This window comes from Spirosoma pollinicola (assembly GCF_002831565.1).
In the GTDB taxonomy this organism is placed as follows: domain Bacteria; phylum Bacteroidota; class Bacteroidia; order Cytophagales; family Spirosomataceae; genus Spirosoma; species Spirosoma pollinicola.
Window position 1 is genome coordinate 843,788 of sequence record NZ_CP025096.1, and the last position, 23,765, is coordinate 867,552.

The 23,765-nt window shown below is 47.4% G+C and carries 18 protein-coding genes; 11 read left to right on the forward strand and 7 right to left on the reverse strand.

Going from position 1 to position 23,765, the window contains the following annotated elements:
* The first annotated feature begins 514 nt into the window (after nucleotides 1–514).
* The 4 genes from CWM47_RS03695 (at nucleotide 515) to CWM47_RS03710 (ending at nucleotide 6,645) form a co-directional block, all read left to right on the forward strand.
* The gene (locus CWM47_RS03695) at nucleotides 515–3,721 is read left to right on the forward strand and encodes a SusC/RagA family TonB-linked outer membrane protein (RefSeq protein ID WP_240625686.1); all 3,207 of its coding nucleotides are present in this window, start codon (nucleotides 515–517) and stop codon (nucleotides 3,719–3,721) included.
* A gap of 30 nt (nucleotides 3,722–3,751) precedes the next feature.
* Nucleotides 3,752–5,527: a RagB/SusD family nutrient uptake outer membrane protein gene (locus tag CWM47_RS03700; protein WP_100986426.1), complete on the forward strand. Its 1,776-nt coding sequence runs from the start codon at nucleotides 3,752–3,754 to the stop codon at nucleotides 5,525–5,527.
* A gap of 404 nt (nucleotides 5,528–5,931) precedes the next feature.
* On the forward strand, nucleotides 5,932–6,210 hold the full coding sequence (locus CWM47_RS40615; RefSeq protein WP_100986427.1) for a DUF7710 domain-containing protein: 279 nt from the start codon (nucleotides 5,932–5,934) through the stop codon (nucleotides 6,208–6,210).
* A 36-nt stretch (nucleotides 6,211–6,246) separates the two neighbouring features.
* Nucleotides 6,247–6,645, forward strand: coding sequence for a cytidine deaminase (locus CWM47_RS03710; RefSeq protein ID WP_100986428.1), 399 nt, complete (start codon nucleotides 6,247–6,249; stop codon nucleotides 6,643–6,645).
* 116 nt (nucleotides 6,646–6,761) lie between these two features.
* Here the strand turns inward: CWM47_RS03710 and CWM47_RS03715 are convergent, their stop codons facing one another.
* The 5 genes from CWM47_RS03715 to CWM47_RS03735 form a co-directional block, all read right to left on the reverse strand.
* Nucleotides 6,762–7,736 carry a YihY/virulence factor BrkB family protein gene (locus CWM47_RS03715; protein ID WP_240626008.1) on the reverse strand — a complete coding sequence of 325 codons (975 nt, stop codon included), beginning with the start codon at nucleotides 7,734–7,736 and terminating at the stop codon, nucleotides 6,762–6,764.
* A gap of 480 nt (nucleotides 7,737–8,216) precedes the next feature.
* The gene (locus CWM47_RS03720) at nucleotides 8,217–9,053 is read right to left on the reverse strand and encodes an aminotransferase class IV (RefSeq protein ID WP_100986430.1); all 837 of its coding nucleotides are present in this window, start codon (nucleotides 9,051–9,053) and stop codon (nucleotides 8,217–8,219) included.
* A gap of 129 nt (nucleotides 9,054–9,182) precedes the next feature.
* Nucleotides 9,183–9,611 carry a nuclear transport factor 2 family protein gene (locus CWM47_RS03725; RefSeq protein ID WP_240625687.1) on the reverse strand — a complete coding sequence of 143 codons (429 nt, stop codon included), beginning with the start codon at nucleotides 9,609–9,611 and terminating at the stop codon, nucleotides 9,183–9,185.
* 272 nt (nucleotides 9,612–9,883) lie between these two features.
* Entirely contained in the window at nucleotides 9,884–10,249 is a 366-nt protein-coding gene (locus CWM47_RS03730) for a nuclear transport factor 2 family protein (RefSeq protein ID WP_100986431.1), read from the reverse strand.
* Between the two features lie 162 nt (nucleotides 10,250–10,411).
* On the reverse strand, nucleotides 10,412–11,005 hold the full coding sequence (locus CWM47_RS03735) for a Crp/Fnr family transcriptional regulator (RefSeq protein ID WP_100986432.1): 594 nt from the start codon (nucleotides 11,003–11,005) through the stop codon (nucleotides 10,412–10,414).
* Between the two features lie 226 nt (nucleotides 11,006–11,231).
* On the opposite strand from CWM47_RS03735, the gene CWM47_RS03740 reads away from it, so the two are divergent.
* The 4 genes from CWM47_RS03740 (at nucleotide 11,232) to CWM47_RS03755 (ending at nucleotide 14,560) form a co-directional block, all read left to right on the forward strand.
* Complete coding sequence (locus CWM47_RS03740) at nucleotides 11,232–11,828, forward strand: NADPH-dependent F420 reductase (RefSeq protein WP_100986433.1); 597 nt, start codon at nucleotides 11,232–11,234, stop codon at nucleotides 11,826–11,828.
* Nucleotides 11,829–12,055: 227 nt separating this feature from the next.
* Nucleotides 12,056–13,096, forward strand: coding sequence for an alpha/beta hydrolase family protein (locus CWM47_RS03745; protein WP_100986434.1), 1,041 nt, complete (start codon nucleotides 12,056–12,058; stop codon nucleotides 13,094–13,096).
* A gap of 24 nt (nucleotides 13,097–13,120) precedes the next feature.
* Nucleotides 13,121–13,978 (forward strand): alpha/beta hydrolase, encoded by an 858-nt coding sequence (locus tag CWM47_RS03750; protein ID WP_100986435.1) that lies wholly within the window; start codon nucleotides 13,121–13,123, stop codon nucleotides 13,976–13,978.
* A 189-nt stretch (nucleotides 13,979–14,167) separates the two neighbouring features.
* Entirely contained in the window at nucleotides 14,168–14,560 is a 393-nt protein-coding gene (locus CWM47_RS03755; protein WP_100986436.1) for a barstar family protein, read from the forward strand.
* Between the two features lie 29 nt (nucleotides 14,561–14,589).
* Here CWM47_RS03755 and CWM47_RS03760 read toward each other — a convergent pair whose 3' ends face one another.
* Nucleotides 14,590–15,582: a hypothetical protein gene (locus CWM47_RS03760; RefSeq protein ID WP_100986437.1), complete on the reverse strand. Its 993-nt coding sequence runs from the start codon at nucleotides 15,580–15,582 to the stop codon at nucleotides 14,590–14,592.
* Nucleotides 15,583–15,856: 274 nt separating this feature from the next.
* Between CWM47_RS03760 and CWM47_RS03765 the strand changes: the two genes are divergently transcribed.
* Together CWM47_RS03765 and CWM47_RS03770 are read left to right on the forward strand one after the other, a co-directional pair.
* The gene (locus tag CWM47_RS03765; protein WP_100986438.1) at nucleotides 15,857–16,519 is read left to right on the forward strand and encodes a hypothetical protein; all 663 of its coding nucleotides are present in this window, start codon (nucleotides 15,857–15,859) and stop codon (nucleotides 16,517–16,519) included.
* A 183-nt stretch (nucleotides 16,520–16,702) separates the two neighbouring features.
* Nucleotides 16,703–18,628: a glycoside hydrolase family 97 protein gene (locus CWM47_RS03770; protein ID WP_100986439.1), complete on the forward strand. Its 1,926-nt coding sequence runs from the start codon at nucleotides 16,703–16,705 to the stop codon at nucleotides 18,626–18,628.
* Nucleotides 18,629–18,729: 101 nt separating this feature from the next.
* Here CWM47_RS03770 and CWM47_RS03775 read toward each other — a convergent pair whose 3' ends face one another.
* Nucleotides 18,730–20,061, reverse strand: coding sequence for a DUF2254 domain-containing protein (locus CWM47_RS03775; RefSeq protein ID WP_100986440.1), 1,332 nt, complete (start codon nucleotides 20,059–20,061; stop codon nucleotides 18,730–18,732).
* A 271-nt stretch (nucleotides 20,062–20,332) separates the two neighbouring features.
* Between CWM47_RS03775 and treS the strand changes: the two genes are divergently transcribed.
* Nucleotides 20,333–23,698: a maltose alpha-D-glucosyltransferase gene (gene treS / locus CWM47_RS03780; protein ID WP_100986441.1), complete on the forward strand. Its 3,366-nt coding sequence runs from the start codon at nucleotides 20,333–20,335 to the stop codon at nucleotides 23,696–23,698.
* Nucleotides 23,699–23,765: the final 67 nt, after the last annotated feature.

Below are 23,765 nucleotides of genomic sequence, written 5' to 3' on the forward strand. Positions count from 1 at the left end.
TATAGAACCCTATAAGCGACTATTCGCGATGGAGATTTCAGCGGTTTTAGCTCTGTAATAATATTTGAAATGTTAGAATTGTCATGCATTTCGTAGTTAGGAGACCACACGCGTCATTAGAATATACCGTACTATTATTTTAATTTATTTTAACATACTAGAATAATATTTGGCCGCTTTGTCTAAATTCATACTTTTGCTAATAATTGACAATATATTCATATAACATTGTTTTATCCGAATAATTAATAGTACTACCACAGTATGATGGCTTTTTAAAGGAGCTAATACTCATGTAATGGCATAGTAATAAACCACGCCACGTCCTTCAGTACAAGACTCATTCTGCCAATTAATACAACCGACTAAACAGGTAAAAAGCATGCTTAAACAACTATATCTCCCTAAAGAGTGGCCTAACCTTAGCGTGATCATTCTAACATTACTGATAACGTTGACTGGTAAAGCCACCTCGTATGCACATACCGGTCATGGACTATTTACACGTCACAGGATGTCCACTTGTAAAGCCTATGCAGCGACGGCCTATCCGATTACCGGGCGCGTACTGGATGATACGGGTTCCCCACTTCCTGGCGCATCGGTGGTGCTGAAAGGCAGTGTCAAAACCGGTACCACAACCGATGGCGAAGGAAAGTTTACACTGAACCTGCCTGAGAGTCCCGATCCCGTTCTGATTATTTCCTCGATTGGTTATGCCACCCAGGAAGTAGTCTTGAGCAATCGGACTACGGTGGAAATCCGGTTAGTAGTCGACGCCAAATCGCTGGGCGAAGTGGTGGTCATTGGCTATGGTACCCAAAAGAAAGCCGATCTGACCGGATCGGTAGCCGTGGTCGATATAAATGAATTGAATCAGCAACCAACGGCCCAGATAACCGATCAGTTACAGGGCCGTGCATCGGGGGTTACCATCCAAACATCAGGCCAGCCCGGTCAGGCTCCCCAGGTGCGCATTCGGGGGATTAACACGTTCGGTAATAACTCCCCTCTATACGTGGTCGATGGCGTACCAACATCCACGATTAACGACCTCAACCCGAATGATATTGCCTCCATGCAGGTACTCAAAGATGCTGGTGCAGCGTCAATCTATGGCGCACGTGCCGCCAACGGGGTCATTATTCTGACAACCAAACGGGGAAGCAAGAATGAAAAGGTTAAAGTTAGTTACGATGCCTACTACGGATCGCAGCGGGTTAAGCAGGGGAACGTCTGGAACATTCTGTCTCCGCAGGAAATGGCCAACCTCAAATGGGTAGCCTTAAAAAATACCAACCCCAACGACCCGATCAATGATGCCCAATACGGAAACGGGGCTACTCCCCTACTGCCTAATTACATTGCGCCGGCGGGTGCGCAGACCGTAGATGAGTCGATTTATAATGTTAATCCAACTTACTCGAATCCAGATGATGTCAATAATTTCAACCGGATTGTCAAAGCCAATAAAGAAGGCACAGACTGGTTCCATGCCATTTTTAGACCGGCACCAATAAGCAGTCATAACCTGTCGGTGACAGGCGGCAGTGATCGGGGAAGCTATTTGTTTTCGGTTAACTATTTCAATCAGCAAGGCACCTTACTGGATACGTACCTCAAGCGCTACACGATTCGCTCCAATAGCCAGTATAATGTTAATAATCACATCCGGCTTGGCGAAAATCTGGCGTACTCGATCACGGATAATCCCCAGATTTCTATTAATGATCCCGGCGGAACCATTGGCATGGCCTATCGGTCACAACCCATTATCCCGATTTATGATATTCGGGGAAATTATGCGGGTGGATACGGCCCGGGCCTTGGTGATGCCTTCAACCCGGTAGCTATGCAGGCCCGGACACTCAACAACCGGGGCTTATCCAGTCGGCTTTTCGGAAATGTATTCGCCGAAGTTGATTTCCTGAAACATATTACGGCCCGTACCAGCTTCGGGGGTGAAGTTGCCTCATCCAGCTATCATTCGTTTTCTTACCCTCAATATGAGAATGCGGAAAACGCCAAAACGAATTCCTATAATGAGAATGCCAGTAGCGGTAATAACTGGACCTGGACCAACACACTAACCTATCGAAATAGTTTTAAGGACATCCATAACCTGACGGTATTGGTGGGAACCGAAGCGTACAAAAACCACTACCGGGAAGTTGGTGGAACTACTCTGGGCTACTTCTCCTTCGATCCCAACTATGTCAATTTATCAACAGGCTCGGGCACGAAGAACAATTATAGTTCCTTTAGTCAGGATGCCTTATTTTCATTCCTGGGTCGGGTAGACTATAATTTTAAGGAACGCTATCTGTTGAGTGCTACACTCCGGCGCGATGGTTCGTCACGGTTCTTAAACTACCAATACGGTTGGTTTCCAGCCATGACCGCTGGCTGGCGCATCTCCGGAGAGCAGTTTATGCAGGGGATCTCCTGGTTGGATGACCTGAAAATCCGGGGGGGCTATGGCGTAATGGGAAATCAGATCAATGTCGATCCGGCGAATGCCTTTACTACGTATGCCAGCAGCCGTGGGTCGTCCTATTATCCGATCACCGGCTCCAATTCAGTAATTAACGAGGGATTTGAGCGAAATCGAATCGGCAATCCGGACGCGAAGTGGGAAAAGAACGCCAACGCGAACTTGGGTATCGATGCATCTTTGTTCAAGGGAAAACTTCAATTATCCGTTGATTATTACCGCAAAGACATTCGCGATCTACTCTATGCGCCGGAGCGCTCTGGTACAGCAGGTCAGGGCCAGGTACCGTTTGTCAATATCGCTCACATGAAAAACGATGGAATCGACTTGTCGGCTACGACCGACTTTGATCTAACGCGAGACCTGAAGTTAAATACAACGCTAACCTTTACCTCGTATCATAATACCATTGTCAGTATTTCGAATGATACCCCCTATTTTGATGAACAATCGCTTAATTTCAACGGAAGCTACGTTGTGCGCAATGCTGTCGGCCACCCGCTGAGCCAGTTCTTCGGCTATCAGGTAGCTGGATTCTGGAATTCCCAGGAGGAAATAAATGCGGCTAATACCACCCTTCAACAAGCGACCAGCGATCCGAATGCGGTCTATCAAACCGACGTAGCCGTTGGCCGTTTCCGTTATGCGGATACCAACGGCGATGGAAAGATTACGGACGATGACCGAACATTTCTGGGCAACCCAAACCCTAAATTTAGCTACGGGCTCAACGTGGGGGCAACATTTAAGAACTTCGATTTCAGCATCTTCTTATACGGCGTATCGGGCAACAAGACCTGGAATAACTTGAAATGGTGGCATGATTTCTCCAGTTCGTTCTACTCAGCCAAAAGCCATACTGCTTTGTATGACTCCTGGACACCCGATCACCACGATGCCAAAGCGCCCATTCAGGAAACGGTAGGTTCCTTTAGTACGGCTAGTGTACCCAACTCGTATTTCATAGAGAAGGGAGGGTATTTACGGGCCAGAAACGTTCAGGTAGGGTACACGCTCCCCGGTACTATGCTTCAGAAAATAGGCTTGACAAGGCTCCGAATCTATGTACAAGCAGCTAACTTATTCACCATCACAAAATATACAGGTATAGATCCGGAACTGACAGGTATAACGAATACGGCCAATAACAACACCAGTATCGGTATTGATACCGGTGTTTATCCAAACCAGCGCCAGTATCTGGTCGGCCTTAATCTCTCCTTTTAGTCGTTAGTCCAACTTCTCAAAAACTGAAACATGAAACGGTTTTCCTATACTATTCTTGTACTGACCAGTTTAACCGGTGGTACGTTCCTTTATTCCTGCAAAGACGATTTTTTAAAGCAACCCGCACTTGGGGCGTTGAGTGATCAGGTCCTGACCGATGCGAAAGGGGTGGAAACGCTTTTAGTAGCCGCCTATGCGGCTTTGGATGGGCAGGCCAGCGATGCAACTGCCTTCGGCGGGGGCGGGGCCTGGGAAGCCTCTCCCGACAACTGGATTTACGGCAGTCTGGCGGGGGGCGAAGCCCATAAAGGCAGTGACGGGTCCGATCAGGCCAGTATTGACCCGATTGTCAAGTTCACTGCCGATCCTAGCAATGGCTTTTTTAATAGCAAATGGAAAGCCGTATTCGAAGGTATCACCCGTACGAATAGCGTTCTACGGATTTTAAAGGGCGTAACCGATTTATCGGATGCTGAAAAGGCAAATATTGAGGCACAAGCCCGGTTTTTGCGGGCTCATTATTACTTCGACCTGAAGAAGATGTTCAATAAAGTTCCCTGGATCGATGAGACGACAACGAACTTTAATCAGCCGAATACAGACGATATCTGGCCAAAGATCGAAGCCGATTTCAACTATGCCTTTAAAAATCTATCTGAAACACAGGCGGACATAGCCCGGGCTAACAAATGGGCTGCTGGCGCTTACCTGGCCAAAACGTATCTGTATGAACATAAATATGCCGACGCGCAGGCGCTTTTTACGCAGGTCATTAGTCAGGGCAAAACAACGAATGGACTGGCTTATGGTTTACTACCCAAGTTCTTCGATAACTTTAATCCTGCCATGGAAAACGGCCCTGAATCGGTCTTTGCCATTCAGAATGTAGCCAACGATGGCACGAATACCATCGCGAATGCAAATCAGGGCGACATGTTGAACTACCCGTATAACGGGCCATTCAGTTGTTGCGGATTTTATCAGCCTACGCAGGATCTGGTCAATTCGTTCCGTACGGATGCCACGGGACTTCCCTATCTGGATACGTATAATCAACACGCCGTCAAAAACGATATGGGCATAACATCCATTCAACCTTTTACGCCGGACGCCGGACCAGTAGACCCCCGCTTGGACTGGACGGTTGGTCGTAGGGGACTGCCGTATCTGGATTGGGGCAATCACCCAGGTCAGGATTGGGTACGTGCGCAGAGTTACGGAGGACCTTATGCGCCCAAGAAGAACATTTACTGGCGAGCCACGCAGGATCAATATTCAGATCAGAACAGTTGGGCTCCGGGCAGTGCCATCAACACGATGCTGATTCGCTTCTCGGACGTATTGCTGATGGCCGCCGAAGCCGAGGCTCAGGTTGGGAATTTAAGTAAAGCCCAGGACTATGTTAATCAGGTACGCAAACGGGCCGCCAACAAAGAGGGCTGGGTTTACAAATACGCTAATGAAGCTGACCCATCAGCCGGATTTTCGACGACACCAGCCGCCAATTATTCCGTTGGGTTATATCCGGCAAGTACGTTTGCTAGCCAGGGGAAAGACTACGCGTTGAAGGCAATTTATTTAGAACGGAAATTAGAGTTGGGTATGGAGGGACACCGTTTCTTCGATTTGGTTCGGTGGGGTATTGCCGAGCAAACCCTGAATGCCTATTTCGTATATGAATCGACCATTTCAACGGATATCCGGGGTGGTAAATTTGTCGCTGGCACTAAAGACTATTACCCAATTCCTCAACGCCAAATCGATTTAAGCGGTCAGGGTGTGCTGACCCAAAATCCAGGTTATTAATAGAAATTCACCTAGCTTACGGCAAGAAAACAGATGGTTAGTTTAGCCCAAACATTCTATTGATAACGTGCATTGCGTTTACTTTTTCAAACCTCAATTAGACCTATGAGAAACGTTCCCCTGCGTGGCTTAAGGAAGGGTCAAGTTTCGATACGACGCTGTTTTGACCTGATTTTTCTGCTCAGTACAGCGCCAATATGTGGTTTGCCAACTCAAATTAGTTACGATTTAATGACTAGTTAGATGCGTTGTCAATTAGAGGGCCAATCCGATACATTCCTTGGTTGGCCTGACAAGTTTGAAATTGAGGGGGAAACATTTATTATTTACCCCACGCTAAAATTGTATGATAAAAGCCAAATCCAAATTAATACTTGACATAATTTAGATTACAGAACCGAAAAATGGAGGGTATAACCGGGATTTGGGTCTTCCATGGGGAAGGTGGTCGATTCTCTAGTGGTGTGTTTTCCAGTAAAGCAAAGGCGGAATACTGGATTAGTCAACATCAGCTTTCAGGTATGCTTACTCTATATCCACTCGATACAGGCGTATACGATTGGTCGCTTGAAAAGGGTTATTTCGAGGCAGAGAAAGAAGCGGACCCCAAGGCCACTTTCATTCAGCGGTTTACTACAGCTAGCCAAGAACACTACCATTATGAAGATGGTAAATCAGGCTAGCTGGTCAACCTAATTACCGCTTATACAACAGTTGAAATGACCCGTCTTCCTATCAATGACAGCGATTATAAGCTGATTCAACAAGCCCGGGATTTGATCGCCCTTCGGCATAAACCTGACATTCATGCCGTCAGCTCAGTACTCAGAACTAAGGCAGGAAACGTCTTCGAGGGCATTCATTTGGAAGCTTACATTGGCCGAATAGCTGTCTGCGCAGAAGCGGTTACGATTGGCACAGCCGCTACGCAAGGCGATAGTGATATTGATTCAATTGTAGCTGTCTATCATACCGGGAAAATAGTAGCTCCTTGTGGTATGTGTCGAGAGCTAATCTCTGATTATGCGAGTGATGCCTTAATAATCTTAGAAGATAATTCAGGTATTTTCAAAACGCCGGTCCTCGATCTCCTACCAATGAAGTACGAGAGAGAGTAGAACTATTTTTAGAAGCGAGCTTAGTCTTCAAACTGCCTTTTTTCTTAAATATATCTCTTAACATAATCCGTCGCATACGATCCGGAGCATACGGCTATGGTTGGTCAGTCACCCGTTCAGGTGGAGGCCTGCGACACTTTTTGCTGGGTGGGGATGTTGCTTACCTCCCGTTCCCGCTCCGTCTGTTCAATATAAACCGCATTTTCGGCCGGTTCAATCTTAATGCCGAATTGGTTGGCGTAGGCCTGGGTAAACTCGGCCCCAAAATATAAAATGGCCGCTGTGTAATAGATCCACGTCAGGATCACAATCAGCGAGCCAGCCGCGCCGTAGGTCGATTCGGTGCCGGTCGTCTCGATATACAACCCAATCCCATACCGGCCCAGCATAAACAGCAGGGCGGTAAAAATAGCGCCCCATCGCACATCCTTCCAGCCAATCTTAGCATCGGGCAGCACTTTAAAAATGACGCCGAACAGCACCGTTACCACGGCGGTGCTAAGGGCAAAATTAAGTGCACTGATCAAATATACACCCAGACCCGGCAAGAAACGCGTCAACTGATCGCTTAGGGCCAGCACAACCCCGTTGACGACCAGCGATACCAGCAGAAGAAATCCCAGACTCACCACCAGGGAAGACGACAAGAGTCGATCTTTGATTAGTTTGAGCCAGCCTTGCTTGGGTTTGGCTTTAACCCGCCAGATCAGATTGACCGAATCCTGGATTTCCACGAAGATGCTGGTAGCCCCGATCAGTAAAGTAATAATACCAATGACCAAAGCCATACTGGATTTTCCCGACAGGCCCACATTCTTGATCATATCCTGAATCTGCTTAGCAGCCTGATTGCCCACCAGGCCATTAAGCTGGCCAAAGATCTGGCCCCGGATAGCTTCTTCACCCAGAAAGATACCAGCTAGGGCAATCATTAGCACCAGTAGAGGGGCTAGCGAAAAAATGGTATAATAGGCCAGGGCCGCACTAAGCTTCAGACAGCGATCATCCATAAACCCGTTGGCCGCATTGCGCAGCACGGCCCAGGCATTTCCCCAGAATCCCTTTTTATCCGGTTCTGGGGGAGCGGCCATGGGAATGGAATCGGCAAAGAGGTTTTTGTAGAAACGGGTCAGTAGCGTACTCATGCGGGTAAGGGTTTGTGATGAATCAAGTGACAGGCTATTCCGAAAGGCTGAAAACCAACACGCCGACATAACCCAGCCAAAGCCGGGTTGTTCCAAAAACAGGGCGAAACCTCGTCAAGCGGTCCGTATCGATAGGATTTCGGTCGGCAGGGCAACCCCTCTGGAAAATAAGCTAATAAGCTGATAAGACGGGTTGAGGACTCAGGAACAGCCTAAAACTAGGCATCTTTGTGATTTATGTTTTTCCTACTTCGCTACGAAGGGCTAGAAGCAGCCTGGTCTACTTTTTGTTAACTCACTTTTATTGGCTCATGACTGTGTAAAGCCATCCCGACAAAAGACTCATAAAAACGCTCCTGATTGAGACGAAGGAGCATGCATGTATTTGCTTCAAAATATGGACGATTAATTTAATAATCTCTTTTACTACCTGTTTACGGCTACCCGTTGCATACCCTCCCTTTCCAGAAAGAGAGCCTGCAGCTTTCGGGTCACTGGTCCCGGGTAGGGTTGGGGTAATACGTGCTGATCAATTTGGCGAACCGGCATAATCCGTTGGTTGCTGGAGGTAATAAACACTTCGTCTGCCGCAAAAACTTCCGCTAGCTGAATGGCTCGTTCTTCGACGGCAAAAATTCCCTGACAGACCGATAAGACATGTTTTCGGGTAATGCCCGGTAAGATACCAGTGGCAGCCGTACTCACCGTTTGGTTTTTAACGATAAAGACGTTGCTCCGCGACGACTCTGAGATAAGGCCGTTCCAATAGTATAAATAGTCATCCGTGGCCTGACGCTTTAATTGTGGCAGCATTTGGATGGGGGGCAAGTAACTGAGCGTTTTAACCCCCGGAATCTCCCGATGATATTCGTAGGACATCAAGCTTACCCCCAAGGCGGCATCGGGGAAACTGAATGGACTGGCCCAAGCCAGCAAATTCGGTTGCTCAGCCGGGGTAAACCCATCCGCTGAATAGCCACCCGTCAGAATCATTTTAAGGCCCAATAGCTCATGCGGGTTTAACTGAATCAACTCGGCAATCAGTTGCTGCAGACACTCCCGGCTTTCGGGCATCTGTAAACCCATGACCTTGGCGGCCTGCTCAAAACGGTCCAGGTGGTCATCGACGAAAATGGGGTGGCCTTTTACAACCCGCAAAAAATCAAAGATGCCGTACCCCCGCAGAAAAGCCAGGTCAGTGACCTGAAGGCGGGTCTCTGCCAGGGGTAGGAACTCACCGTTCAAATAAGCGTAGGCGTCCATGTCAATAAACTGATTATGATTTGTCTGTTTTCCTAACCCCTATCTGGGTTCAGAGGTAGGGCGTTTGCTTTTCAATACGGGTTCAATGGAACGAATTGGTTCCAGTAGGGTAAAATTAGTCATCCCTTACTATCTCCCGGCCAGATCAGCGATTCCGTTCGGAAACATGCTTTTGGCCACCTGTGCCATATCCAGTGCCTCTCGCAGTAGTTTAATCTTACCCTGTTCAGCTATTAATCGACCCATATACGTTTGATGGTAAGGCCGACCGGTTGCCGCCACTTGACACCGGACATCGTATTCCCCAAAAGCCTGATCGGGCGTATCGATATGGATCCGAATATTCTCAAACTCAAAACCAGGAAAGGTTTTGGGCAGGTTTTTCAGGAATTGGTAGAGGACGTCTTTTCCGTGCCATTGCCAGGGCATCCCCAGCGTAGCTAAATAAGGTAACTCAAGGGTGGCATCCTCCGCGAAGAGCTCAATCGCCTTGTCGGCATCGTTAATCGAATGAAGATAATCTAGCAGCAGTTCTTTTGCGGTTTTCATTGAATTCATGGCCTTGTTTGGTTTATAGTTGTACGAATGAATTGAGTCGTGGGTACCCCTTTGGCACGCACTCGCTCCCGAAGCACGGGGCTCTACGTGATCCGATTAGATCGTTTTACCTAGTGGGGGCAGTTGTCTTGTCGGTACGGCCAACTTAGTATCGATGGTTGATCGCGTGTTTTTTCTAGCGGGTACTTTTGGCGCGGGACAAAACCGGTTGAGTCGTGGGAAACAGGTATGGTAAGCAAAGACAAGCGACGAATGGTATCCTCTCTAGTACCTTACTGGTTTTTCTTTCTATCCAGAAAAACCAGCAGTGACTGAATCTTCCCCGCTTCGAAGGTAAAAATGTCCTGGCCCGTAACCCGTGCCGGATCAGCGGGTGGTCCGAATTGCCAGTTCACTCGGGCTATGTTATGATGCGATTCGACGGGTGTCCGTTGCGCAAAGCGGTAATCGGGTCGTTCAGCCAGCAGATCGCCAATATAAGCATCGATGTTTGGCAGGCCATCAAATCGGTAATGAGCAATGACTAAACTATCCTGACTGTATAACTTCTCGATGGCCGCTCTTCGGGTTAACCCGTTTCGGTCGCTCCATACGGTAAAGTGCTCCGCGATTAACGTATTTATTTCGTTTTCTTCCATGCCAGTTGATGGGGTCAATGTTGTGCTTAGTCCGTTTGTTTAGGCGCAAAGTTGCGGCTATCGGATAAGCTCATCATTGACATTTATCAAAAAAGAAAGAAACCCAACTATGGCTGGTGAAAAGTAGCCCGAAAGCGGTTCTGCTAGTCGCCGTACGGGTGCTTATCGCTTTCGGGCAACCTTATTCCTCATTCGGCTTAGTGTTTCGGCACTGATGCCCAGATAAGACGCAATCATACTTTGCGGCAGGCGAGTATTGAGGCTGGGGTACTTCCTTAAAAAATGAAGGTATTTTTCTTCCGCACTGTAACTGATGGCGGCATGAATACGTTGCTGAGCGGCTATAAACCCCCGATGTAAGATCTCGTTGACCATCTGGTCAAACAAGGGTATCTCCCTTCGAAGTCGCTCAAAATGTTCTTCTTTGATGATGACTAAGACAGAATCTTCTACCGCGTCGATGTTAAAGGTAGATGGCTTGCCCGAAAGGAGGCTTGCCCGGTCTCCGGTCCACCCGTTCTCTACCGCAAAATTGAGGATATGTTCCGTGCCTTTATCATCGACGGAATAAATGCGTAAACAGCCACTGGCCACAAAAACATTCAGTTGCCAGACGTCTCCTTGCTGCAAAAGAAATTGTTTCTTTTTCAGCTTTTTTATCACGCTGTATAACCGGATGTGCTCCAGTTCTTCCTCCCGGATAGCGATTTTGCTTTTTATATAGCTGGCTAATTCATCAAAAGGCTCAGTATTCATCGAATGCCTCTTACTGGTAAACTTAGTAAAGATACATGAAATAAACCCGTTCTGGAAAGGAAGGGTGCGCTAATTCCAGCACCCATAAATTGCCTTGGCTGGATCAAGACGGCCGCGGGTGAATCGCTGTGCGTTTGCTTGACATTGGTCAAAAAATTATTTGATAAATGTCATCGGGTTCTGGTGGCTCAATCCATCAACTTTGCCGCAACAAAATGGTACTACAATGAAAAAAACAGTTGGGATTATAGGAGCGGGTAACCTCGCCCAGACCGTCGCTACGTATCTTATTCGCTCTGGCTATGCGGTTACCTTGAGCAATACAAACACCGACAAGCTTTCGGCAATTGTCCGTTCCCTGGGCACGGGGGCAACAGCAGGTTCAGTAACCGAAGCGGCCGCTGCCGACATTGTCTTTTTAGCCCTTCCCTGGTTGAGCGTACCCGAGTTGGCTAGTCGCATCAATTCATGGGACAATCGGATCGTTGTGGATGCGACCAATCATTTCATCAGTCCTGATTTTCAGGTTGCCGACTTAAACGGGCGCACTTCTACCGAAGTGGTCTCGGACTATCTTCCCGGGGCCCGAGTGGTCAAAGCCTTCAACACGCTTTACTTTAAGCTTTTAGAACAGCCCCCGCAACAAACCGGAGGCAGACGCGTGCTTTTCCTGTCAGGCAATGATCCGGAAGCGAATGCCGAAGTAGGTAGTCTTATTGAGGAATTTGGTTTTGCGGCCGTCAATTTAGGCTCCCTTTCGGTGGGTGGCCAACTGCAGCAGGCTAAAGGCCCTCTTGCTTCCTTGAATATTATTAAAGTTTAAGTTTCCATACTGTTTTCGTAGGCATATGCCTACGAAAACAGTGGGCTGGTAGTAAAATCAAGTGTCCCATAAAACCCTCATTTGTGAGACGATAGAACATTCATCATTGATGAAGTGGGCATTTAGTAAGACAGTTTATATTTACTTGCCCTTATTTAACAAATCTTAACTTGGAGACAAAAGTCTGGCCGTCCACCTTTGCTTGACCACTGAGACCGTCTAAGCTTGTGAAGTTCTTCCAGATTTCCGCTTACCTAATTTTCTCGGCAATTAACAGCCTGTATGCCCAATCTACGCCACGGGCGGTTGGGAGTTATGCCGTCTTTACCATTCCTTTCGAGGGCGATTCGGTCACATTTGCCGTCGTTGCTAAGCCTGGCGAGCTGAAAGCCAAAAAGTCGGTTTTTTTGTTTCGACAAGGTTCACTTCCAATTCCACTTTTCACTATCAATCCCAAAAATAATCGGCCTTCGTTAACGGAGTTGCCGATTAGTTGCTACGATCATGAATCGGACTACTATAGCATCATGATTGCCAAGCCAGGTGTTCCAGTTATTGAGAATGATGCCTATTTAGATACCTTGTTTACTACGCGAAATAACCCTAAACCAGCTATGTATCCACCCCAGTACCAGGCTCATAATTACCTGGACTACTATGTACGTCAGACTAACGCAGTTCTGAAATTTGTGCTTCAGCAACCCTGGGCTGATGCTAAACGAGTGGTGTTGGCGGGTGGTTCGGAAGGGTACGGTGTGGCGATCAAGACCGCTTACGCCAACCCTACAGTGACTCACTTGATTGCTTTTTCCGGCTTTCTGGATGGTCGCCAACAAGGCATTATACGGGAGGAACGGATGAAAGGGTATACAGGGGAATATACACAGGAGCAGGCGCAGCAAAGTGTAGAAGGATTACAGCAACAGTGGAGCCAGATTTGTGCTGACTCCTTAAACACATCGGCTAAAGTGGGGGATCCAAATCGGACGCACTATTCGTTCTCGATTGACTTTAGAGGCTATCTGCTGGCATTGACGATACCCATTTTAATCATCTATGGTACGGCCGATATAGGAGCTACCTCGAATGATGTTTTACCGCTTGAATTTGCCAAGCGGGGCAAGAAAAACTTAGAAATCAAAGCTTATCCCAATCACGATCACACCTTTTACAAGCTAACGTTTGATGATAAAGGCAAGGTCATCAGCAAAGTTTACAACGGGGTAGCCGTTGAAAAAGATTATTTTCAATGGTTAAAGGAGCATTAGGCGGATTGATTACCTAATCATTTTATGAAAACAATTGTCCTGCTACTAACGGCTGCATTTAATAATCGGCCAATGAGACTGTATCATTTTCTATTCTTCTGCTTGCTAGCCTTGACCACTAAGGCCTATAAACCAGAACCGGAGTATTGGACACGGCCTGATTCACTAGGATTGACATACGTTGAGAAGCGATTGATTACGCCGGATAAAGCACAATTACTGTCGTGGTTCTTACCGACCTCCTCACTAAAACCGTTAAAAAAGACGTTAATCATTGCGTATGCCGCCACCGGTAACATGGCCAATTGTGTCTATTACGCCAATGAGTTTTTGAAGGCTGGCTTTGATGTTGTGTTATTTGATTATCGCGGCTTTGGCCATAGTTCCCCCTTCGAGATAGATCCTAAACGCTTGTACTATACTGAGTTTGTAACTGACTTTCAGACAGCCATTAAAGCGGCTAAAACGCAGTTCCCGACCAACAAGGTCGGGGTTTTATCGTTTTCACTAAGCACGCTTTTAGCGACGCTGGCTTATCAACAGGAGTCCTTTGATTTTATGATCGGTGAAGGGTATGTACGTGATCCAATCGCTGTTGTTGCATACTGGAAGCGGGTAGCGGATCGGGAGCTTACTTTACCTACAGGAGTGGAGGCTTATCCAAATGCAACTCGTAAGCTGAAGTGTCCCTTGCTACTACTTGCCGGCACCAACGATGAAATAACCCCACTTTCCACCAGCCAGGCGGTGGCTGCACAACGACCGAATCGCAGCCTTTTGACTTATGAGGGCGATCATTTGCAAGGCACCACTGTGTGGAAAGAGAGGGTGTTTGCTGATGGCTACGTTCGGCGAATCAAGGAGTTTGCAGAGAAAATTTGACTTCTTATCAAACGCTTCCATATGAGACGAATGAGAGTTATATACTCGTAAGTTGGGCGTTACAGGCGATGTATAACAGGCCAGAATTTAACGAAATAAACAGGTAGTATGCAATGGCTTATACTTGCCAGATACTAAAGAATTACTGACCTATAAAAATCCTGGCATTTACAGGACCAGAATTTAACTATGGTCAAACGGATAGAAATTGATGGCAACTCAATCAACGATATAGCCTCCTTTTATGAGGAGATCAACCGGGTATGTATGATTGGAGAAAGCTGGTTGATCGGTCATAGCCTCGACGCGTTCAATGATTTGCTGTTTGCGGGCTATGGCACCCTGCAAGGAGCCCAATCGGTTGAGTTAGTCTGGCATCATATGGATCATAGCCGGAACGCATTAGGCTATCAGACGACCCGAGCTTATTATCTGGAAAAGCTGCGGCCTGGATCGCCCTATAATAAAATCATGTTTAATGAAAAGCTGGAAGCCCTTGAGAGAGGCAATGGCGAAACGTACTTTAACACTATCCTGTCCATTATTGCCGAGCATCCAAACATCAAATTAATTTGTGATTGACGGTGACTTTTATCTTGTTAAAATAAGAATTAATTAACGATAGTTATCTTCTTTCCAAAATCCGAAGGGAAGTAAAAGTTCATTCCCGTTTGAGACTGTAAATCAATCAGACTGTTGGCTGTTTCAACGCTAATCATCCCAATTTCTTCTCGTAACTGATTTACCTTTTCCAACTCTTTGCGGGTCAGAGAACTGATCAGATGGCCAAAATGCTTTTCCTGTCCACTACTGGTGGAAGCTATATACCAGTCATCTATTCGCACAAATTCCTCGGGGGTTAATTCACCTGACTCGATTGCCCTCAACAGCTTTGGTCTGATAGCTGGATACAGGCTATCGTTCAGGTTATAAGTTCTACTAATCGAATTATGGTGACTCAGGATAACGGATGCCCAATACCTATTATGGATTAACCTTTCCCCAGGATAGCCATAGGCATTGATAATCCGCCTAAGTTCGGCGAATTGCTTCTCGCTATGAGGAGCAAATTTCTTTTCGGCATACCGGTCCTGTCGTTTGGCGCTGAACGTAAATAGAGCTAAGAGTGCTTTTCGCTGGTCCTTGTTGAACATTCGTTTGACTATGCTCCGCAGTTCCCCGTTTCCGCTCTTTTGATAAACGGATTGGAGTGAATCACGCTGTTTTTCAACCATCTCCCATGCAGGATTGCGTTGCAGGTTCTTAAGAAAGTTAACTTTCTTGACCTCTTTCAACTTCCATCCGGCAGCCATTCCCTTTTTCAGGTAAATAAACGCGACTTCTTGTTTCCCAAGTTGTAGCGCCAATTGTGTGGCTACTTTATAGTCTTTCAGGAACACAAAGCGGTACGACTTGAACACCTGTTCGTAGAGGTCCAGCGCTTCCTTGTAGTCTTGATGGGCAATCCGTATATGAGCCTGAGCGATAGTCCGATGATAGGCGCTATAATTTTCTTCACTTGATACCGGCTGTCTTTTATCTGAAAACGTCTGCAGAAAGCCAGTTGAATTGAAAGCTAAACAAAATGCGAAGATATAGTTCATGGTGTTCCTGTTTATCACAGAGACATCAGCATAAATGAATCGGTTGGAACCTGTTAAGTTTATTTAACAATTTAGGTTCAATCCTGAAAATGTAGCCGCTTCTTTTTTAAGACTAACAGCGCCAATACTACCTTTGAGCCCAGTGAATGATAGGCGGTTGCCTGCCTAACTAGACTTCTTCGTGAAAAGTCAGTCAATCTTCGTAATCCGTCAGCAGAACCGCGATTTCGCTAACCTACTTTTAACGTATAGTTTAACTCTTCTACCAACGTCCATGTTTCTAGGTCATTTTGGGGTCGCATTCGCTACTAAGCCCCTTCAACCACGCGTCTCATTAGGAACTTTGTTTCTGGCGACACAACTCGCCGATCTACTCTGGCCAACCCTGTTACTGCTGGGTGTTGAACGGGTTCAAATTCGCCCCGGTCTGATGGCTGCTTCACCCTTCGACTTTATCTTCTACCCTTTCTCCCATAGCCTGTTAGCTCAACTACTGCTCGGCTTGCTATTAGGCACTATCTATGGCCTAATCCAGCGTAATTGGCGTGGAGCGTTGCTGGTGGGCTTAGTAGTGCCTAGTCACTGGTTGCTGGACCTGATAGTCCACCGCCCCGATCTCCCTCTATACCTGGGGTCATCACCCAAACTGGGGCTGGGCCTGTGGAACAACTTACCTGCTACGCTAGCCCTCGAAGTAGGCTTGCTCGCTCTGGGCCTCTGGCAGTATGCCCGCACCACCCGGTCCCGAAATCGTACCGGTCGTTTTGCGCTGTGGGGGCTGGTTTTGTTTCTAGTGGCAATCTACTTAGGTGCGGCCTTTGGCCCACCGCCGACCGACGTATCCACCCTGGCCTGGAGTAGTCAGACGCTATGGCTGACCGTACTGTTGGGCTATTGGGTAGATGCAAATCGAGCGCCAGTGGGGAACATTGGGTAGTTAAGAACGAATACTGGCTGAGAAGTCGATTGAAAACATGTAGCCTGTCACCCTCGGAGTTAGTAACGCATCAACAGAGTAAATTTTGCAGGAAATAGCCTCTATTGACAATAACCCCCTTTAGTGCCAACCTGTGTTTTTCAAGGGCCGCCCACGTTGGCTCTAAGTACCCCGAACAGAAATATGATCAATGGATTGATGTACAAAGTGCTGCCCGTTTTAGCCGGTGCAATTTTTCTTTTCAGCGGTTTCGACGCAGCGAGCCAATCGATGGACCTCAGTTCGAAGCTTGGACCAAATAAAATTACCTTGTCGTTGACCAAAAATGGCGAATTGCGGTACAGGGTAACACGCCGGGATAAAATCATAATCGCCGATTCTCCGCTTGGCCTCACCTGCGACGATCAGAATTTTACGTCCGGGCTCTCCCTCGTTAGCGTTTCACCCACCGAGGTAAGAAGGGAGATATACAATTTGACGGTAGGCAACGTCAAAACGATAAATCATGCGCTTGAACGTAAAAGTATAACGGTCAAAAATAGGTCGGGCGCGCTCATGATCATTGATTTGGTGAACGGACAGGAGGGCGTTGCTTTCCGCTACCGGTTTCCTGATCAGGATAAGAAACTACGCGTAATCAATGCCGAGATTACAGGATTCCAGATTGAAAAAAAAGCCAGGGGCTGGTTGCAGCCTTATAACAAAGCGGGAAAGGTTACCCCAGGCTATGAAGATTTTTATGTCAACATACATCCCGGCGACTCAATCAGTAATCCCCGTAACCCATCTGTAGGGTGGTGCATGCCTGCTCTTTTCCAGGTAAATGAGAAGAAAAGCTGGGTTTTACTAGCTGAATCCGGAACGGATGGGTCGTTTCCAGGTTGTCATCTGCAACCCGACTCAAAGGGTGGGTTATACAAGATCGCTTTTGCTGAAAAAGATGAAAAATATAACCTTCCTTTGGGCAACGACAACCGGCCAACATTCAGCCTTCCCTGGACGATGCCCTGGCGGGTAATCATCATGGGTGATCAGGCCGGGGACATCCTGCTGTCAAGCCTGATTACGGATTTGGCTCCTGCCTCTAAACTTGACGATACATCCTGGATCGAACCGGGAAAAGCCACCTGGTCATGGTGGTCACATCCCGAGGATCAATCCCCTGACATGTACAACACATTCACGGATCTAGCGGCCTCTGTCGGGTTTGGGTATACACTGTTTGACGCTGGCTGGGAGAAAGCCAACGCAGAAGGGGGCATCATTGCCAAGGCGACAGCCAAGGGCATCAAACCCATGGTGTGGGCCTATTCAGCTGCCTATTTCGACGCAGAAAAACGAAGATCGAAATTTAAAGAATTGGCGGCTATGGGCGTCAAAGGGGTTAAAATCGACTTCTGGTGCTCAGATCGGCAGGAGGTGATGGCCTGTTTCCAGTCACTTTTTGAAGATGCCGCCAACGAGCATTTACTGGTCAACCTGCATGGCACAACTGTTCCCAGAGGCTGGCATCGAACCTGGCCAAATTTCATGACAGCCGAAGCGGTATTAGGAACGGAACATTATTTTTACGAAGCTAGATATCCGGCTTTAGCCGCCGAACAGAATACCGTATTGCCATTCACCAGAAATGTAGCCGGTCCAACAGACTACACCCCGTTTGCCCTGACCATCCGAAAATTTCCCCGATTGAACACGGCGATTCATGAGCTGGCTACGGCTATGATCTATACGTCGGGGATTATTAATTTTGCGGATTCAAAAGAGATATTTGATTCACTCCCTTTGCCGGTTCGACAATTATTGAAAGACATGCCTGCAACCTGGGATAAAACGGAAAGTATTGTTGCTGAGCCAGGGGAGCAAATAATCCTCTCCCGGCAGAAGGACCGCCTTTCTTACATTGTAGGAATCAATGGTACGAATAAAGCAGTACCAGTCAAACTGAATCTGGTCAAGTATGCTAAGGGCTTTTCTAAATTCAGAGTCATCAGCGAAGGCGAAAATCCATTGATGAGCTTTAAAACGGAAACATACCCAATCACGTCTACCTGGCAATACGTTTTTGCGCCCAAAGGAGGCTTTATTATCCAGTTTACAAATGAGTAAAACCGGTTGAGGCAGGCATTACATCGTCACATTGTCTATCACTACTCTCTTCTCTGTGAAGCTTAAATTTGGCTTGAATTTTAGACATTACGACTTGTCAATTATGGCCACGTTTCCATGAGTTTTTTGTATAATTCCTGAACCTGTTTCTTCTCGTAGTCGGTGGTCAACGTTTCTTTCGCATAGGTCAACAGCAAGCTTGCCTGTTCCCTCAGTACAGGCAAGCGGTCACGGGAACAGGCCGCTGAGGCTACCAGCGCAAGGGCTCTCAATAATCGTCGGAATACGGCAAAGTTTCCTTTGGCATTGATTCGGGGTAAATCGAAGGCCAGCCGCATGTAGCTCTCAAAATCGTCGGCACGGACCAGCACACGCAGGTGTTGCCCGTCGGAACGTAGCCGCGCCGGAAACTCGCGTTTGGCCAATCGTTCACCAATGGCCCCCAGGTAGTCAATTGCCATAATAGCCGTAGTTGTGTCATTAATGCCGGGAGAAAGGGCTTTCAGTGTAATATCGACCAATTGCTGAATGCCAAACCCTACATCCTGCTCGATGTTACGGTGCCGACCAATGCTAACATAGTTCATCAAATCATCTGGCCAGTCGACTTCCGTTGGGTCGGGTCGTTCCATGCCGCTACGCACGCTGAATAGCACGGTACCGTTGCCTACGAAAGCGCCCATCGGGCGTTCAATACGCAAAACCACGCGATGGCGTTTTGCCCAATTCAGCAATTCCTCAGTATTAATCTGTTGCAGATAACCCGTTTTTTTCGAGAGAACGGGTTGCCAGCCAACCTGTTCGTCGGCATAGGCCAGGGCGGCTTTGGCTTTAGCCGGATCATCGATGGGTTGGCCAAACTGCTCGGGAAACAGATCAATAATAGCGTGGTCGATTTCCTGAAAAACACGCTGAACAATGGTGCCTGTCTGGAGTGATTCGGCAATATGATGAATAAAGAAAATCAAGGCAGCCACACCACCCAGGGCTAACAGTAACCCAACCAGTACCGCCGTGGCCGGAACAAACTTAATTTCGTCGGTTCCGCGAATAGTGCCAAGAACAATCAAACAGTAGGCAAATACACTTACGAAATAGCCCATAACAACCTGATTGACACGGTCGCGCATGAAATTTCGAAGTACTCGGGGCGAATACTGGCTGCTAACCTGTGAAATCGTTGCCAGTGTAAGCGAAAAAGCCAGCGTGGCAACGGTGAGCATGGAACCTGCAATGGCTGAGAGCATGCCTCTGGCTCCATCGGCGCCGTTGCCAAACAGAAACGGATAACGCTTGGCCCCCTGCCAGTTTGTTGTTGCATCAAACTCCACCAAGCCATAGGCCATGCCAAAAGAGGTCAATACCATCAGACCCGGCACAAACCAAAGTGATTCCTGAAGTTGCTGCCAATACTGACGAAATCGGGTATTCATGTAGGGAAGAAGTTTTGTAAAATATCAAACCCGCCCCATAGTAATTAGTTATAGCACTGTAAGAAAAGCTTAAAAAAACACAAACTAATCCGGAAACGAATTTATAAGGCTCCCAGATTTTAACTTTTGTACACCTGATTTGTGCAGTCACTTCTAATTAATTTCTAAGCAGATTGTAAGCCAAATTTCAGGTCAAGGCAGGAGATTGTTAAAAATTTGAGGGTCAGCACAACTACTAATCGGTCTGGTAACTATTTAGCTCAACGCAACCATGATAAACAACAAGCAGGAATTACCCGATAATCTCTATTGGTATAAAGATGCCATTATCTATGAATTACACATCAAAGCGTTTTGCGATGGAAATGGCGACGGAATAGGCGATTTTCAGGGATTGCTTGAGAAATTAGATTACCTCCAGGAATTAGGCGTTACGGCCATCTGGCTATTACCATTTTATCCATCGCCCCTGCGCGATGACGGCTATGATATTGCCGATTATTATAAAATCAATTCCTCCTACGGAACCATCGACCAGTTCAAAACCCTGCTTTCCGAAGCCCACCAGCGGAATCTGAAAGTCATTACCGAACTGGTCATTAACCACACCTCCGATCAGCATCCGTGGTTTCAACGCGCCCGAAAAGCGCCCAAAGGATCGCCCGAACGGGATTACTATGTCTGGACCGATGACCCTACCCAATACAAAGACGTTCGGATCATCTTTCAGGATTTTGAAAACTCCAACTGGACCTTTGATCATCAGGCCCAGCAGTACTACTGGCACCGTTTTTTCCACCATCAGCCCGACCTGAACTTCGACAACCCGCTGGTAAAGAGTGAGATAATTAAACTTATTGATTTCTGGTGCGAGTTGGGTGTCGATGGTTTCCGGCTGGATGCCGTGCCTTACCTGTTCGAACGCGAAGGCACTAACGGTGAAAACCTGCCCGAAACACATGCCTTTCTAAAAGAACTGCGTAAACACATCGACGACCATTTTCCGGGCGTAGCCTTCCTGGCCGAAGCCAATATGTGGCCCGAAGACTCGGCGTCCTACTTTGGTGAGGGAGATGAGTGCCATATGAACTACCATTTTCCGGTCATGCCCCGCATGTTTATGGCCCTGCAAATGGAAGACCGGTATCCTATTACCGATATATTCGATCAGACGCCCGCTATTCCGGACAATTGCCAATGGGCCATTTTTCTTAGAAACCACGACGAACTAACCCTCGAAATGGTGACCGACGAAGAGCGGGACTATATGTATAAAACCTATGCCAAAGACCCCAAAGCTAAAATTAATCTCGGCATTCGGCACCGGCTGGCTCCACTTCTGGATAACAATCGGAAGAAAATAGAGCTTATGAACAGCCTGCTGTTTTCGCTGCCGGGCACTCCGGTTATCTACTACGGCGACGAGATTGGGATGGGCGACAATGTATATCTGGGCGATCGCGACGGGGTTCGTACGCCCATGCAATGGTCGCCCGATCGTAACGCCGGGTTCTCCAAGGCAAACCCTCAAAAACTTTATCTGCCCACTATTCTCGACCCGGCCTATCACTATGAATCGGTCAATGTTGAAACGCAGCGGGCTAATACCTCGTCGTTGTTCTGGTTCATGAAGCGGATGATTAATTTGCGCAAACGGCACAAGGCGTTTGGGCGGGGTGATATGAAATTTCTGCCCGTCGAAAATCCCAAAGTGCTGGCGTTTACCCGTACCTACGAGGACGAAACGCTGTTGATCGTGGTCAATCTGTCGAAGTATGCACAACCGGCCGAGGTGGAATTAAGTGACTTTAAAGGCTATGTTCCTGTAGAGGCATTTAGTAAAAATTCGTTTCCGGCCGTTCCCGATAACGAATCGTACTTTTTTACGCTGGCTCCCCATGATTACCAGTGGTTTGTGCTGGAGAAGGTCGCATCGACAACAGTCAACCCATTATCATTGCCAACGCTCAACGTAGCTATCTGGAGTCAATTGATGAATCATGGCACCCGCGAACGACTGGAAACAAAAGTCCTTCCCGATTATTTACTTAAAGTCGACTGGTTCAGCGAGAAAAAACGAACCATGCGGAGCGTGTCGATTCTGAATTATGCGACACTCCCCCTGACTGAAGAGTCGGCTTACATTCTCCTGCTGGAGGTGTCGTATGAACAGGGGTTACCTGAAATTTTCCAGTTGATCATCGCCTTCGCCAGTGAACCACTAGCCACCAAATTAACCAATAACTGTCCGCAGTCGGTACTGGCCAAACTGGAAGTTAGTCACCAGATGGGAATTCTTTGCGATGGTTTATACATACCTGAAATTCAGCAGGCACTGCTCCACCAAATGGCAAGTGAAAACACACGCTCAAGTGGAAATCTGCTCTTTCAGCGTAAGCCTGCTCTAAGTACGTATGTGCAGACACACAGCGATATAAAATCGAAACTGATTACCGATGGTAATGGCTATGTGTCAATTGTTTACGATGCCTGTTATCTGTTAAAGCTTTACCGAAAGGTAGAGCTGTCCATCAATCCTGATACTGAACTCACGCGGTTCCTGTCCGAAACCGCCCAGTATGAATACGTACCTGCCTTTGCCGGGTCTATTGAACTGTTGGCTTCCGGCGAGCCGGTCATGTTAGGTACGATGCAGGTACTGGTGGCTAAACATGGCGATGGTAAAAGCTACGTACTGGATCGAGTCAACAATTTTATCGAACGAATTCTGGCACGGGACAATAGCCAGCTGGCAACGGCTATGGCGGCCCGGCGCGGTACGTTAAGCCAGCCAGTTGCGTATAGCAAACTACCGGTCGAAACGCAGGAACTGCTGGGAAGCCGGGCGGCTGAACAGGCTCGGTTATTGGGTATTCGTGTAGGGCAGATGCACCTGGCTATGGCCTCCGAAAAGGACCTGAAGGACTTTGCCCCTGAAGAATTTTCCCTTCATTATCAACGCTCCCTGTTTTCAGGCTTACAGTCGCTGGTTCGTGAAAGTTATCAGAGCCAGAAACGAAACCTGCAACGGCTACCCAGTGACATTCGGCAGGACGTTAACCAAATGCTGGACCGCAAAGACGATGTATTAACGACACTCAAACGGATCTACGCGAAAAAGTTAGATGCTACGAAAATCAGGATTCACGGGGATTTGCAGCTGGAAAAAATTCTGCTGACAGGCAAAGACATTGCCATTCAGGATTTTGGTGGTGACCCTAGTCGTAGTTATAGCGAACGGCGTTTAAAGCGGTCGCCCCTGCGTGATGTAGCGTCTATGATCCGTTCGTTTCATTACGTAGCTCACGAAGGCTTTTTGAGGAATAACCAGGTGTCAGTCGATGAAACCACACAATTGATACCTTATGCTGAATTCTGGGCGCACTACATGAGTGGTTTTTTTGTCCGGGCTTACCTGGAAACGGTTCAGAATAGCTCATTTATTCCCAAAAGTACCGACGATCTGCAAATGATGCTCGAAACGTATCTGCTCGAAAAAGCCATTTCCGATCTGAATTACGAACTGAATCATCGCCCCGACTGGGTGCGCGTACCCTTGCAGATGATCAAGACAATCATTGCCGGTCAGCCTACTCAAGAGGTACTGGCTACCTATGAAGCCCAGCCTGCAAGCTAGTTTTTTGCAAGCTACCCACCGTAGCAACTACTTTATAGAAAATGCATTGAACCCGTATTAGTTAAGC

Bases quoted from the DNA above. Each gene is read 5' to 3' on its own strand.
- CWM47_RS03695 (WP_240625686.1), top strand. From the start codon at position 515: ATGTCCACTTGTAAAGCCTATGCAGCGACGGCCTATCCGATTACCGGG.
- CWM47_RS03700 (WP_100986426.1), top strand. From the start codon at position 3,752: ATGAAACGGTTTTCCTATACTATTCTTGTACTGACCAGTTTAACCGGT.
- CWM47_RS40615 (WP_100986427.1), top strand. From the start codon at position 5,932: ATGGAGGGTATAACCGGGATTTGGGTCTTCCATGGGGAAGGTGGTCGA.
- CWM47_RS03710 (WP_100986428.1), top strand. From the start codon at position 6,247: ATGACCCGTCTTCCTATCAATGACAGCGATTATAAGCTGATTCAACAA.
- CWM47_RS03715 (WP_240626008.1), bottom strand. From the start codon at position 7,736: ATGGCCGCTCCCCCAGAACCGGATAAAAAGGGATTCTGGGGAAATGCC.
- CWM47_RS03720 (WP_100986430.1), bottom strand. From the start codon at position 9,053: ATGGACGCCTACGCTTATTTGAACGGTGAGTTCCTACCCCTGGCAGAG.
- CWM47_RS03725 (WP_240625687.1), bottom strand. From the start codon at position 9,611: ATGAATTCAATGAAAACCGCAAAAGAACTGCTGCTAGATTATCTTCAT.
- CWM47_RS03730 (WP_100986431.1), bottom strand. From the start codon at position 10,249: ATGGAAGAAAACGAAATAAATACGTTAATCGCGGAGCACTTTACCGTA.
- CWM47_RS03735 (WP_100986432.1), bottom strand. From the start codon at position 11,005: ATGAATACTGAGCCTTTTGATGAATTAGCCAGCTATATAAAAAGCAAA.
- CWM47_RS03740 (WP_100986433.1), top strand. From the start codon at position 11,232: ATGAAAAAAACAGTTGGGATTATAGGAGCGGGTAACCTCGCCCAGACC.
- CWM47_RS03750 (WP_100986435.1), top strand. From the start codon at position 13,121: ATGAAAACAATTGTCCTGCTACTAACGGCTGCATTTAATAATCGGCCA.
- CWM47_RS03755 (WP_100986436.1), top strand. From the start codon at position 14,168: ATGGTCAAACGGATAGAAATTGATGGCAACTCAATCAACGATATAGCC.
- CWM47_RS03760 (WP_100986437.1), bottom strand. From the start codon at position 15,582: ATGAACTATATCTTCGCATTTTGTTTAGCTTTCAATTCAACTGGCTTT.
- CWM47_RS03765 (WP_100986438.1), top strand. From the start codon at position 15,857: ATGTTTCTAGGTCATTTTGGGGTCGCATTCGCTACTAAGCCCCTTCAA.
- CWM47_RS03770 (WP_100986439.1), top strand. From the start codon at position 16,703: ATGATCAATGGATTGATGTACAAAGTGCTGCCCGTTTTAGCCGGTGCA.
- CWM47_RS03775 (WP_100986440.1), bottom strand. From the start codon at position 20,061: ATGAATACCCGATTTCGTCAGTATTGGCAGCAACTTCAGGAATCACTT.
- treS (WP_100986441.1), top strand. From the start codon at position 20,333: ATGATAAACAACAAGCAGGAATTACCCGATAATCTCTATTGGTATAAA.